This is a genomic window from Erythrobacter epiphyticus (genome assembly GCF_034653295.1).
Classification (GTDB): domain Bacteria; phylum Pseudomonadota; class Alphaproteobacteria; order Sphingomonadales; family Sphingomonadaceae; genus Erythrobacter.
Window position 1 is genome coordinate 189,527 of sequence record NZ_JAYEEU010000002.1, and the last position, 12,409, is coordinate 201,935.

The window sequence follows — 12,409 nt, forward strand, 5'->3', positions numbered from 1 at the left end:
ATTAGCGCGAAATCGCGACTCCGCCCTTGAACAGGGCGGTGACGCGGCCCTGCGTCCCCTGCCGGTCAAACGGCGTGTTATCGGCTGTCGCCGCCATCTTGCGGCGATCGATGATCCACGGCGCTTCCGGGTCGATGATGGCGATATCGGCTTCCAGCCCCGGCACGAGCGCGCCAGCGGCAACGCCTAGCAGATGCGCGGGGTTGCGCGCCATCAGATCAAAGGCGCGCGGCAGATCAAGCACGCCGTCCCGCACCAGCCCGAGCACCATCGCCAGCAGCGTTTCCGCCCCCGCCATCCCCGGTGCGGCATCGGCAAAGGGCAAGCGCTTGTCTTCCGGCCCCTGGGGATCATGCCCGCTCGCGATCACATCGACGACGCCTTCGGCAAGGGCAGCGCGCGCGGCCTGACGATCCGCTTCAGTGCGTAAGGGCGGCGAAAGCCGCATGAAAGTGCGGAAATCGGCTGTCGCCAGATCGGACAGCATGAAATGGGCCGGCGTGATCCCGCACGTGACGGGAAGCCCGCGCGCCTTGGCCTCGCGCACCAGCGCAAAGCCCTTGGCGGTTGTCACCTGACGGATATGAAGCTGCGCGCCGGCCAGTTCGGCGAGCGTGATATCCCGCGCAATCGCGAGCGCTTCGGCCTCGGCAGGCGCGGCTGGCAGGCCGAGCCGGGTCGCGATTTCGCCCCCAGTGGCCGCTGCCTCACCGACGAGGGCGGCATCCTCGGCATGGGTTACGACCACCAGATCAAGCATCGCGGCATATTGCAGCAGCCGCAGCATGACCCCCGAATCAGCAATCCAGCGCCGCCCAGTGGCGATCCCGCGGGCACCCGCTTCTTTCATCAACGCGATTTCCGCAAGCTGCTGACCTTCGAGCGCGCGGGTCGCCGCAGCCAGCGGGTGCACCCACAGATCGGGCTTGCCGCTTTTGGCGATAAAATTGATCCGGCTGGGGTAATCCAGCGGCGGCGATTGATCGGGCATCAGCGCGGCGCGCGTGATCCCGCCAAAATGGAACGCGGGCTTGTCGATGGCGAAGACACCAAGATCGACAAGGCCGGGAGCGACAAGCTGGCCCTTGGCCGCGATGACCGCATCGCCTGCCTCGGGCGCAACATCGGCGCCGACCGCAACAATCATCCCGCCCGCGCAGCGCACCGCGCCTGCGATCACGCCTGCGGGCGTCACCACCTGCCCGCCGGTGATGGTGAAGGGCTGCACCTGTTTCATGCTGTCCAGCCTTCGACACCGCGCGCCGCGCGGGTCAGGATATCGAGGCAGGCCATGCGGATCGCCACACCCATTTCGACCTGCTGGGTGATGATCGCGCGATCAAGCATATCGGCCACCTCGCTATCGATCTCGACCCCGCGGTTCATCGGGCCAGGATGCATCACCAGCGCGTGCGACGCAGCCCGCGCGAGGCGCTGCCGGGTCAGACCATAGAGGTGATGATATTCGCGCGCCGAAGGGATGAACTGCCCGGCCATACGTTCTTGCTGCAAGCGCAGCATCATCACCACATCCACCCCTTCCAGCGCGGCATCGAAATCATGGAACACAGCAACACCCATCGCCGCAATCCCGGCGGGCATCAGCGCGGGCGGCGCGCAGACCCGCACGCAGGCCCCCAGCGCGGTGAGACTGAGGATATTCGAACGCGCGACGCGGCTGTGCAGGATATCGCCGCAGATCACGACTTTGAGCCCGGTGAAATCTTCGCTCGCCTGCCCCAGCTCTGCCAGCTTGCGCCGCAGCGCCAGCGCATCGAGCAAGGCCTGCGTCGGGTGTTCGTGGCTGCCATCGCCCGCATTCAGCACCGGACAATCGACCTTGTCGGCAATCAGCCGGGTTGCCCCTGACGAACCATGGCGGATCACGATCGCATCGGCGCGCATCGCGTTAAGCGTGATCGCCGTATCGATCAGCGTCTCGCCCTTTTTGACGCTCGAGGTGGCGGCATGCATGTTGACGACATCGGCGCCAAGCCGCTTGCCGGCAATCTCGAAGCTGAGAAGCGTGCGGGTCGAATTTTCGAAGAAGGCGTTGATGATCGTCAGCCCGGCGAGCAGATCGGAATGCTTGGACCGCTGGCGGTTCAGTTCGACCCACTGCTCAGCCTCGGCCAGCAGATAGAGGATTTCATGGCGGGCCAATTGGCCGATCCCGGTGAGATCGCGATGGGGAAATGCCAGCCGCCCTTCCGGAAAGCGGCCTGTCGCCTGAAAAGTGCCCTGTTCACCCATCGCGTCAACGCCCTTAGTCGAGCGCCATCGACTGCTCAACCCATAGGAACCTCGCTTTTGCTTGGAAGTTTGCTCTGGGCGCGTCACAACGCTGAAAAGACGCAGAATGCGCAAAAAGCGACGCCGTTGCGCGCAAAAGGGGCCCGTTGATGAATTTTGTCCGCACGATCTGGAAAGTACTGGTGGCGATCAAGGACGGGTTGGTGCTCCTGTTCATGCTGCTGTTTTTCGTGGTGCTGTTCGGCGCGCTGGCGTCCCGGCCGAGCCCCGGTCAGGTGCGCGAAGGCGCGCTCGAGATCGATCTGGCGGGCTTCATTGTCGAGGAAGCCTCGCCGGTTGATCCCTTTTCTGCCTTGTTGAGCGGCGAAGCGCCGGTCGAAGAATTCCAGGCGCGCGATCTGGTGCGCGCGCTTGATGCCGCTGCGGAAGACAAGCGGATCAAGGCGGTGGTGCTTGATCTCTCGCGCTTTCTTGGCGGCGGGCAAGTCAACATGCAGGAAGTCGGCGATGCGCTTGATCGGGTGCGCAAGGCCAACAAGCCGGTGCTGACCTATGGCCTCGCCTATGGTGATGATCACCTTCAGCTTGCGGCCCATGCCAGCGAAGTCTGGCTCGATCCGCAGGGCGGCGCGGTTATCAACGGGCCGGGCGGCAGCAGGCTCTATTACGCGGATCTGCTCGATCGGCTGGGGATCAACGCACGCATCTATCGTGTGGGCGAGTTCAAATCGGCGGTTGAACCCTATGCGCGCAATTCGATGTCGGATGAAGCGCGCCAGAACCTCGCCGGGGTCTATGACGCGCTGTGGAGCGAGTGGCAGGCCCATGTCAAAAAGGCCCGCCCCAAGCTCAAGCTTGACCTTGTGACCAGCGATCCGGTGGGTTGGGTCAACGCGTCGGGCGGCGACCTCGCCAATGCCTCGCTGGCGGCGGGGCTGGTCGACAAGCTGGGGGATCGGGTCGCTTTTGGCCAGCGTGTGGCCAAGATCGTGGGCGAGAGCCGGTCGAGCAAGCTTCCCGGCGCCTATGCCAGCAGCGACTATAGCGCCTTCCTTGCGGCCCATCCGGCGCCGAGCAAGGGCAAGGCGATCGGCGTTGTCACCATCGCGGGTGAGATCGTCGATGGCGAGGCCGGCCCTGGCACCGCTGGCGGCACGCGGATCGCAACGCTGTTGGATGAAGCGCTACAGGAAGATTTCGCCGCGCTGGTGGTGCGAGTCGATTCGCCGGGTGGCTCGGTGATCGCCTCGGAAGAGATCCGCCGCGCGATCCAGCGTCACCGTGACAAGAAAATCCCGGTCGCGGTCTCCTTCGCCAATGTCGCGGCAAGCGGGGGGTATTGGGTATCCATGTCGGCCGACCGGATCTTTGCCCAGCCCGAAACCATCACCGGCTCGATCGGCGTCTTCGCCGTGCTGCCGACGCTGGAGAAGGCGATCGGCAAGATCGGGGTCAGCGCCGATGGCTATCGCACCACGGCGCTTTCGGGCCAGCCAGACCTGCTCGCGGGCCTGACACCGGAAGCCGACGCGATGGTGCAGGCTTCGATCAGCGCGACCTATCGCGAATTCCTTGGCCTTGTCAGCAAGGGCCGCGGGATCGAGGTCGCCAAGCTTGATGCCATTGCGCAGGGCCGGGTGTGGGACGGCGGGACCGCGCGCCAGCTTGGCCTGGTGGATCAGTTCGGCGGACTTGAGGATGCGCTCGCGTGGTCAGCCAGCAAGGCGGGGCTGAAGGATGGCGAATGGCATGCGCGCTATCTCGGCAGCGAAAGCGGGCGGTATGATTCGCTGCTCCGCCAGCTCGTGATCGGCGAGGCGCAGGCTGCGCCCGCGGCGCAGCGCGCCGACCTGTTCGGGCTTGCCGCACGCCAGCAGACGATGCTGGCGCGCCAGCTCAGCGCCGATCTTGCGCGGCTGATGAATGGCGGCGGGGTGCAGGCGCTGTGCCTTGAATGCCCGGAGCGTCGCCCGGCACAGGTCACTGCGGATACGCAGCTTCAGGCTTCGGGCCCGTGGCTGATCACCGCGCTGCGCTGGCTGGCCTTGTAGCCCCGATCAGGAAATGGCGCCCTGCGCGCGCTTGACGCTTGCCAAGCGCGCGCGGCCTGATTAAAGGCGCCCCCCTGTCCGGGCCGTATCAGCCTTTTCGGACGGGCGCGTAGCTCAGCGGTAGAGCACACCCTTCACACGGGTGGGGTCACAGGTTCAATCCCTGTCGCGCCCACCATCTTTTCAGCAGCTGACGGAAAAAGATGGCGCGGTGGCCATGGCCTGCCGCCATCCCCATTGCGGGGCTAGGATCGCCGCGCGATCTGTGCAATTTTCGCATCATGGCGCTGTTCGAAGCCCTTGTTGTTGTCCACATCATCACCGGCACCACCGGCCTGATTGCCTTCTGGGGCCCGATTGCCACCCGCAAGGGTGCCGCCAATCACCGCAGCTGGGGCAAGGTCGCCTGCTATGGCTTTCTCGGCGCGGGGGTGCTCGCCATCGCGATGGCGCTGCTTTCGCTCTACGGCCCGGACAAGCGCATCCCTTCGATCACCGATCGTGAGCTGTTCGCCGGCCTGTTCGGCTGGATGATGCTGTACCTCGGCTGCCTGACGATCGGCTTTGTCGATTATGGCCTCGCCGTCGTGCGCCACGCGCGCGATCACAGCGCCTTGCGGCGGCTGCGCTATCAGGGCGTGATCGCAGCGGTGGTGATTTCGGGGGCGTGGTGCGGCTGGTTCGGCTGGAAGGTTGGCCATCCGCTGATGATGATTGTAGCAGGGATCGGCCTTGTCGCCATGGCGATGCAGCAGCGCTTCATCTGGAGCGCGGCCCCGCCGCGCAGCATGTATGTGGGCGAGCATTTCCGCGCGCTCATCGGGATGGGGATCTCGGCCTACACCGCGTTCCTTTCAGTAGGGCTGGTGCGCGCCTTTCCCGAGCATGTGTTCAATCCGCTGATCTGGGCCGGGCCAAGCACGATCGGGGTCGGCCTGATCATCTACTTCACGATCAAGGACAAGGCCTCACGCCGCCGCGCGCCATCACGGCTGCGCCCAGCGCCGCAGGAGATTGGCGATGGTCTTGTCCAGAGTGAGTGATTCGGGAGCCTGAGCAGGCAGCCGGGCGCGCAGCGCCACGCGCAGGTTTTCCAGATCGAACAGAATCTCGCGCGCGGCCGCATCTGCCACCATACTTTCGATCCAGCCAACGCAGACGACCCGCGCCCCGCGTGTGACAGGGCGCACTTCGTGCAGCGCAGTGGACGGATAGAGCACCAGCTCGCCCGGTGCGCCCTTCACCGCTTCGGTGCCGCTGGCGGAATGGATCACCAACTCGCCCCCGTCATAGGTCTCGGGCGGGGTGAGGAAGAGCGTGAAAGAGAGATCGGTGCGCATCGCTGCGCCGCTGGCGGCCTTCATCACGGCATTATCGACATGCAGGCCATAATGCCCGCCGCCTTCCGTCTTGCTGATGATGAGGTTTGAAAAGCGACGCGGCTGGGCCGCAGCCCGCAGCACGGGGTGTGCCGAGAGGATCGCCTGCACATCATCGGCGAGCGCTTTGGCCGCCGGGGTGCGCATCACCGCTTGCAGGTTGTGCTTGACGGCGCGCGCCACCGGCCCGGCTGTCGCCGCGCCGTCCTGCCAATCGAGCTGCGCGGCCCGCGCGGCCAAGGCCGCCGCGTCAGCAGGATCAGGCATGGCGGAGATGAGGAGGATCATGATGGGGTGGCTCTAGCGCGCCTTGCGCCCAAACGAAACCCGCACCCACGCAGGCGCAGCAGGGCTAGTCGCGCATCACGCCGCGCGCGATCAAAGCGTTGACCGTCGCCGCCACATCCTCAAGCGAACGACGCCCCGCGCCCGCCTCATCGCGATCATCCCACACCGCAAAGCGCAGGCCGACAAACACGTTCATGCCCATGAGCGCCCAGGCCTCGATCTCGCCCAGTCCCTCGCGAAATTCGCCGCGCGCGCTGCCCGCCGCCAGGCGAGCGGTGATGCGCTCGGCGACGGTTTCGTAATGCGCGCGGTAGCTGGCAGGATCGACGAATTCGGACTCGTCGATGATGCGGTAGATTTCCTTGTGCTCGCGGGCGAAGCGCAGGAAGGCGGCAAGCGCTGCGCGTTCAATCGCGATCGCGGGCATATCGGGAGCAATCGCGGCGCGCGCGCTGGCGCGCACGTTCTCGCTCATATCCTGCACCAGCGCGCGGAACAGCGCCTCCTTGCTATCGAAATAGGTGTAGAAGCTGCCGAGCGCGACACCGGCGCGGCGGGTGATCGAGCTGACCGAGGCTTCGTGAAAGCCTTTCTCGCCGAATTCGATGGCCGAGGCATCGAGCAGCTTGCGCAAGGTCCGGCGGCCACGCTCGGTGCGCGGGGTCTTGGCCTCGCTCCCCGCACGCGGATGCGGCCCTTTGCCCGGGCCCGACAAGGGACCGTGCTTGTCGCTGGCAGCCATGGGACTGTTGCTCATCGGCATCTCCCTCCCCCTTTCGCTAGCCCGCCTTAGGGAGCGGCGCAACGATTAACTTGAAAGATGGTTCAACTTTCAATATCACCGCGGACATAAGGGTAGGAGAGGAACCAATCCATGAATTATCGGGCTACCACGTTTCGTAGCTGCCGCCGGGCAGCCTTGCTTGCCGGATGCGCCGGCATGGCCGCTTTTGCCGCCCCTGCCGCCGCGCAGGACGTGGCCGAGGAAAGCGCCGAGGCCGCTGTCGCTGTCAATGATGGCGAGATTGTCGTCACGGCACGCCGCCGCGAGGAACGCCTGCTCGATGTGCCGCTGTCGATCACGGCCTTCACCGGCGAAGCGCTGCTCCAGCAGGGCATTCAGGATCTCACCCAGATCGGCCAGCAGGTGCCCAACATCACGCTCGAAGTGAGCCGCGGCACCAACACCACGCTCACCGCCTTTATCCGCGGCGTGGGTCAGCAAGATCCGGTCGCCGGTTTCGAAGCGGGCGTGGGCCTCTATATCGACGATGTTTATCTCAACCGCCCGCAGGCTGCGGTGCTCGATATCTACGAGGTTGACCGCGTCGAAGTGCTGCGCGGCCCGCAAGGCACGCTGTACGGACGCAACACCATCGGCGGCGCGATCAAGTATGTGACGGCGGCCCTGCCGGATGAAACCCGGCTCAAGGTGCGCGGCACCTATGGTTCGTTCGATCAAGCCGATCTGATCGTGACCGCATCGACCCCGATCACTGATGGTCTCAAGATCGGGGCAACCGGTGCACGCCTGTCGCGCGGCGGGTTCGGGCGCAATCTCAATCTCGGCACCGAGAATTACAACAAGGATATCTGGGCCGGGCGCGGCACGATCGAATTTAACAGCGGCCCCGTGGCCGTGCGGCTCACGGGTGATTATCTCAAGGACACCAGCGAGCCGCGTCAGGGCCATCGCCTGATTCCCGGGCTTGTCAGCGGTGCGCCCGTCCTGCGCAATGTGTTCGACACCCGCGCCGGGCTCAACATTACCGACCAGCAAGTCGAAGCCTATGGCGGCGCGCTCAATATCGCGATCAATCTGACCGACACGCTCACTTTCAAGTCGATCACCGCCTATCGCGAGGACAAGTCGACCACGCCGATCGATTTCGACAGCTTGCCTGCCGTGGATGTCGATGTGCCGGCAGTCTACAACAACGATCAGTTCAGCCAGGAATTGCAGCTGCTTTATGAAGGCGAGCGGCTTTCGGGGGTGCTCGGGTTCTATTACCTCAATGCCAATGCTTTCACCGCGTTTGATGTGGGCCTGTTCACCACTGGTGCGCTGATCGGGGTGCCGGGGCTGACCGCGCAGACGCTGGGCGATGTCAACACCGATACCTGGTCGGTCTTCGGCGACTTCACCTACAAGCTGACCGATCAGCTCAGCATTTCGGCAGGCGGCCGCTACACCCGCGACAAGCGCACTAGCCAGGTGCTGCGCACCAGTTTCGCAGGTGGCTTCTCCAACCTGTTCAATGGCGCGGGCGTGCCCTTTGCTGTCACCAGCAATTTCAACGGCAGCGCCACCTTCGAGGATTTCAATCCGCGCGCCTCGATCAGCTACCAGCCGAACCGCAATCACAATTTCTACCTGACCTATTCGCAGGGCTTCAAGGGCGGCGGGTTTGACCCGCGCGGCCAGACGACCGCCTGCCGCAACCCGACCGGCGGGCTATGCACCCCGGATCAGATCTTCGACTTCATGAGCTTCGAGCCGGAAACGGTCGACAGTTATGAAGCGGGGTGGAAGGCCTCCTTGCTCGATAACCGCGTGAATATCCGCCTCGCGGGCTTCCTCGGGCAGTACAAGAACGTCCAGATCCCCGGCTCGGTCGGGTTCGACAGCAATGGCGACGGGATCAACGACAGCTTTATCGGGATCACCTCGAACGCGGCGAGCGCCGATATCAACGGGGTTGAGTTCGAAGGCTCGGCGCTGGTCGGCAAGGATTTTGCCGGGGCAGGCAGCCGCTTGTCGATCAACTGGTCGCTGGGTTACATCGATGCCAAGTTCAACACCTTCATCGACAATTTCGGCCGCGATGTGGCGAGCCAGCGGGTGTTCCAGAACACCCCTGATCTGACTGCGCACATGGGCTTCAACTTCGGTGTGCCGGTGGCCAAGGGGATGCTTGATTTCATTGGCACCCTGTCGCTGCGCTCGGATGCGAGCCAGTTCGAAGTGCCGAGCCCCTTCCTCGATCAGGATGGCTTCGTGCTGGCTGATGCCAGCATCGTCTACACTCCGAACAACAGCCGTTTCACCATCGGGGTGCATGGCAAGAACCTGTTCGACAAGGAATACCTCGTCGCCGGGTACAACTTCACCGTGGGCGGTTTCCCGCCGGGCACGCCGATCATCCCGACACTGGGCCGCGAAGGCACGCTGACCGGGTTCTACGGCGATCCGCGCCGGATCTTTGTCACGGGCGAAGTGCGCTTCTGAGGTCTCTCCCCGGAAAAGCATAATCGCTCATGATCGGCAGGCGCGCACAATGGCTGGGGGGTCTTGGTGCGCCTGCCGATCAACTCTTTTCATGGGCAGCACGAGCGGGCATAGGCGCTGGCCATGCATGATATCCGCTTTATCCGCGAAAACCCGGAAGCCTTTGACGCAGCGCTCGCGCGCCGTGGGCTGGAGCCGCTGGCCGCGCATCTGATCGCGATCGACGAGGAACGCCGCGCGCTCACCACCGAAGTGCAGGTGGCGCAGAGCCGCCGCAACGAGGCGAGCAAGCTGATCGGCGCGGCGATGGCCAAGGGCGACAAGGACGCAGCCGAAGCGCTGAAGGCCGAAGTCGCGACCCTGAAGGACACGATGCCCGCGCTTGAGGCCAAGGCGGATGAGGCAGCGGCAAAACTCAAGGCCGCGCTCGACGTGATCCCGAACCTGCCTGCCGCCGATGTGCCCCAGGGCGCGGGCGAGGAGGAGAATGTCGAGGTGACCAGCTGGGGCACGCCGCGCACCTTTGACTTCACGCCCAAGGAACACGCCGACCTTGCCCAGGCGCTCGGCATGGATTTCGAAACCGGCGCACGGCTTTCGGGTGCGCGCTTTACGTTCCTGCGCGGTGACATGGCCCGGCTCCATCGCGCGCTCGGCCAATTCATGCTCGACGTGCAGACCCGCGAGCATGGCTATGAGGAATGCAACCCGCCGGTGCTGGTGGGCGACGATGCCATGTATGGCACCGACAAGCTGCCGAAGTTCGACAACGGGTTCCAGACGACGGATGATCGCTGGCTCATCCCCACATCGGAAGTCTCCCTCACCGCCAGCGTCATGGGCGAGCTGCTCGACGAGGCGGCACTCCCCATGCGCCTCACCGCGCTCACCCTGTGCTTCCGTTCCGAAGCGGGCGCCGCCGGGCGCGACACGCGCGGCTTCATCCGCCAGCACCAGTTCGAGAAATGCGAACTCGTCAGCATCGTGCGCCCTGAGGACTCCGAGGCAGAGCACCAGCGCATGGTCCGCGCGGCGGAGACCATCCTCGAACGCCTCGCCCTGCCCTATCGCAAGCTGCTGCTGTGCACCGGCGACATGGGCTTCGGCGCGCGCAAGACCTATGATCTCGAAGTCTGGCTGCCCGGCCAAGGCGCCTTCCGCGAGATTTCCTCGTGTTCGAACACCGGCGATTTCCAGGCCCGCCGCATGGGCACCCGCTACCGCGTGGCGGGTGAGAAGAAGACCGAATTCGTCCATACCCTCAACGGTTCGGGCCTTGCGGTGGGCCGCACGCTGGTGGCGGTGATCGAGAATTACCAGAACGCCGATGGTTCTGTCACAGTGCCGGACGCCTTGCTGCCCTATATGGGCGGGGTCACCAGGCTGGAGCCGCACAACTGATGCGTATCCTCCTCACCAATGATGATGGCTATCACGCACCGGGGCTTGAAGTGCTCGAAGCGATCGCGCGGCAGTTTTCCGATGACATCTGGATCTGCGCCCCTTCGGAAGAACAATCGGGCGCAGGGCACGCGCTGACGCTCAATCGCCCGGTGCGGCTGGTGAAGTTTGCCGAGCGGCGCTTTGCCGTCACCGGCACGCCGACGGACAGCGTGGTGATGGCACTGCGGCAGGTGCTCGACAATCCGCCCGATCTGATCCTGTCAGGCGTCAACCGCGGGGCGAACCTCGCCGACGACATCACCTATTCGGGCACGGTCTCCGCCGCGATCGAAGGCGCGCTCGCCGGCATCCGCTCGGTCGCGTTCAGTCAGGTGCACACGGCGGCGAGCATCGCCTCGGGCAATCTGTTCGAAGCGGCGAGCCAGTGGGGCGCCAAGGTGCTTGCGCCGCTGCTCGATGCGCCGCTCGCTGCGCGCACGCTGATCAATGTGAACTTCCCGCCCGTTGCCGCCGCCGCAGTCAAAGGCATCCGCGTCACCCGGCAGGGGTTCCACGATTATGCGCGCGGCACGGTGATCGAAGGGCGCGATCCGCGCGGCTACAAATATTACTGGTTCGGGCTTGATCCGATCGAACACACGCTTGATCATGGCACCGATCTGGAAGCCATCGAGGAAGGCTTTGTGTCGGTGACCCCGTTGCAGCTTGATCTGACTCACTATTCCACCATCGGCGTGCTGGCCGAGCGGTTCGGGGACTGATGCCACCGCCCACACGCTCGGGCGGGCCGCTGCGGCGGCAGGTCAAGGTGCCGGTGTGGGCCGATATCGGCGTGCGCATGAGCATTGCGCTCGGGCTGATCCTGCTCCTGATCCTGATCCACTGGCTCGGCCGCGACGGGCTGAAAGACAGCCACGATGGCACCATCACTTTCCTTGATGTGGCCTATTTCACCGTGGTTTCGATCACCACCACCGGCTTTGGCGATATCACGCCGATTTCCGAACAGGCCCGTCTGATCGAAACGCTGGTGGTGACACCGATCCGGCTCGCCGTGATATTCATCTTTGTCGGCACGGCCTATACTTTCGTGATCCGCCGCAGTTGGGAGAATTGGCGCATGGCGCGCATTCAGAAGAAATTGAGCGGCCATGTCGTGGTGCTGGGCTACGGCGTGTCCGGCTCGCAAAGCGTGCGCGAGCTGATCGATCGCGGGATTGAGCCGGAAAACGTCGTGGTGGTGGATCCGGGTGAGGATCGCCTCGCCGAAGCGGAAAAGCTCGGCGTCAATGTGCTGTGCGCCGATGCAACGCGCGACGACACGCTGCGCGCGGTGCGGATCACCAATGCGCAAAGCGTGCTCGTCTCCGCCGGGCGCGATGACACGTCGATCCTGATCGTGCTGACAGTGCGGCACCTTGCGCCCGATGTCCCGATCAGCGTGGTGGTGCGCAACGAGGACAACGAAGTGCTCGCCCGGCAGGCGGGGGCGAATAATGTGATCAACCCGGTGCGCTTCACCGGGCTGTTGCTGGCGGGCAGTGCCAGCGGAACCTATATCGCGGATTATCTCGCCGATCTCGCCAGCGTCAGCGGGCGGGTGCAATTGGTGCAGCGCGTTGTCAGCGATGCGGAATGTGGCTGCTCGCTCGAAACGCTCAAAAGCGGCGGACGGGGCTTGCGCGTCTATCGCAATGGCCGCGCCATCGGCTTCTGGGAAGACGAATGCCAGACCTTGCAGGCAGGTGATGTGATCGTCGAGATCGTGCCGACCGCAGGGAGCGAGAGTTAGGCTAAGCCCCGCC

Annotated in this window: 10 protein-coding genes and 1 tRNA gene; 7 read left to right on the forward strand and 4 right to left on the reverse strand. The window is 64.5% G+C overall.

The features are described from left to right. Position 1: 1 nt before the first annotated feature. Entirely contained in the window at positions 2-1,237 is a 1,236-nt protein-coding gene (locus SOQ14_RS01385) for a dihydroorotase (protein WP_322896121.1), read from the reverse strand. Then, complete coding sequence (locus tag SOQ14_RS01390; protein ID WP_322896123.1) at positions 1,234-2,253, reverse strand: aspartate carbamoyltransferase catalytic subunit; 1,020 nt, start codon at positions 2,251-2,253, stop codon at positions 1,234-1,236. The genes SOQ14_RS01385 and SOQ14_RS01390 overlap by 4 nt, the downstream gene beginning before the upstream one ends. Positions 2,254-2,402: 149 nt before the next feature. On the opposite strand from SOQ14_RS01390, the gene sppA reads away from it, so the two are divergent. The 3 genes from sppA to SOQ14_RS01405 all read left to right on the forward strand — a co-directional run bounded on the left by sppA (position 2,403) and on the right by SOQ14_RS01405 (position 5,347). Further along, the gene (sppA, locus tag SOQ14_RS01395; RefSeq protein ID WP_322896125.1) at positions 2,403-4,304 is read left to right on the forward strand and encodes a signal peptide peptidase SppA; all 1,902 of its coding nucleotides are present in this window, start codon (positions 2,403-2,405) and stop codon (positions 4,302-4,304) included. Between the two features lie 103 nt (positions 4,305-4,407). After that, positions 4,408-4,482 (forward strand) — tRNA-Val (locus SOQ14_RS01400). Between the two features lie 25 nt (positions 4,483-4,507). Beyond that, on the forward strand, positions 4,508-5,347 hold the full coding sequence (locus tag SOQ14_RS01405; RefSeq protein WP_322896127.1) for a hypothetical protein: 840 nt from the start codon (positions 4,508-4,510) through the stop codon (positions 5,345-5,347). Here the strand turns inward: SOQ14_RS01405 and SOQ14_RS01410 are convergent. Next, entirely contained in the window at positions 5,291-5,950 is a 660-nt protein-coding gene (locus SOQ14_RS01410; protein ID WP_322896129.1) for a Fe2+-dependent dioxygenase, read from the reverse strand. The two genes, SOQ14_RS01405 and SOQ14_RS01410, sit on opposite strands and share 57 nt — an antisense overlap. 85 nt (positions 5,951-6,035) lie before the next feature. Further along, positions 6,036-6,728, reverse strand: a complete 693-nt coding sequence (locus SOQ14_RS01415) for a TetR/AcrR family transcriptional regulator (RefSeq protein ID WP_322896131.1) — start codon at positions 6,726-6,728, stop codon at positions 6,036-6,038. A 117-nt stretch (positions 6,729-6,845) separates the two neighbouring features. On the opposite strand from SOQ14_RS01415, the gene SOQ14_RS01420 reads away from it, so the two are divergent. The 4 genes from SOQ14_RS01420 to SOQ14_RS01435 all read left to right on the forward strand — a co-directional run bounded on the left by SOQ14_RS01420 (position 6,846) and on the right by SOQ14_RS01435 (position 12,396). After that, complete coding sequence (locus SOQ14_RS01420) at positions 6,846-9,200, forward strand: TonB-dependent receptor (protein ID WP_322896133.1); 2,355 nt, start codon at positions 6,846-6,848, stop codon at positions 9,198-9,200. Between the two features lie 123 nt (positions 9,201-9,323). After that, entirely contained in the window at positions 9,324-10,601 is a 1,278-nt protein-coding gene (serS, locus tag SOQ14_RS01425; protein ID WP_322896135.1) for a serine--tRNA ligase, read from the forward strand. Next, complete coding sequence (gene surE / locus SOQ14_RS01430; RefSeq protein WP_322896137.1) at positions 10,601-11,365, forward strand: 5'/3'-nucleotidase SurE; 765 nt, start codon at positions 10,601-10,603, stop codon at positions 11,363-11,365. Before serS ends, surE begins: the two co-directional genes overlap by 1 nt. Next, a complete protein-coding gene (locus tag SOQ14_RS01435; protein WP_322896139.1) occupies positions 11,365-12,396 on the forward strand; it encodes a potassium channel family protein in 1,032 nt (343 codons plus the stop codon). The genes surE and SOQ14_RS01435 overlap by 1 nt, the downstream gene beginning before the upstream one ends. Positions 12,397-12,409: the final 13 nt, after the last annotated feature.

Excerpts from the sequence above, each read along its gene's own strand:
- SOQ14_RS01385 (WP_322896121.1), bottom strand. The coding sequence starts at position 1,237 with ATGAAACAGGTGCAGCCCTTCACCATCACCGGCGGGCAGGTGGTGACG.
- SOQ14_RS01390 (WP_322896123.1), bottom strand. The coding sequence starts at position 2,253 with ATGGGTGAACAGGGCACTTTTCAGGCGACAGGCCGCTTTCCGGAAGGG.
- sppA (WP_322896125.1), top strand. The coding sequence starts at position 2,403 with ATGAATTTTGTCCGCACGATCTGGAAAGTACTGGTGGCGATCAAGGAC.
- SOQ14_RS01405 (WP_322896127.1), top strand. The coding sequence starts at position 4,508 with ATGGCGCGGTGGCCATGGCCTGCCGCCATCCCCATTGCGGGGCTAGGA.
- SOQ14_RS01410 (WP_322896129.1), bottom strand. The coding sequence starts at position 5,950 with ATGCCTGATCCTGCTGACGCGGCGGCCTTGGCCGCGCGGGCCGCGCAG.
- SOQ14_RS01415 (WP_322896131.1), bottom strand. The coding sequence starts at position 6,728 with ATGAGCAACAGTCCCATGGCTGCCAGCGACAAGCACGGTCCCTTGTCG.
- SOQ14_RS01420 (WP_322896133.1), top strand. The coding sequence starts at position 6,846 with ATGAATTATCGGGCTACCACGTTTCGTAGCTGCCGCCGGGCAGCCTTG.
- serS (WP_322896135.1), top strand. The coding sequence starts at position 9,324 with ATGCATGATATCCGCTTTATCCGCGAAAACCCGGAAGCCTTTGACGCA.
- surE (WP_322896137.1), top strand. The coding sequence starts at position 10,601 with ATGCGTATCCTCCTCACCAATGATGATGGCTATCACGCACCGGGGCTT.
- SOQ14_RS01435 (WP_322896139.1), top strand. The coding sequence starts at position 11,365 with ATGCCACCGCCCACACGCTCGGGCGGGCCGCTGCGGCGGCAGGTCAAG.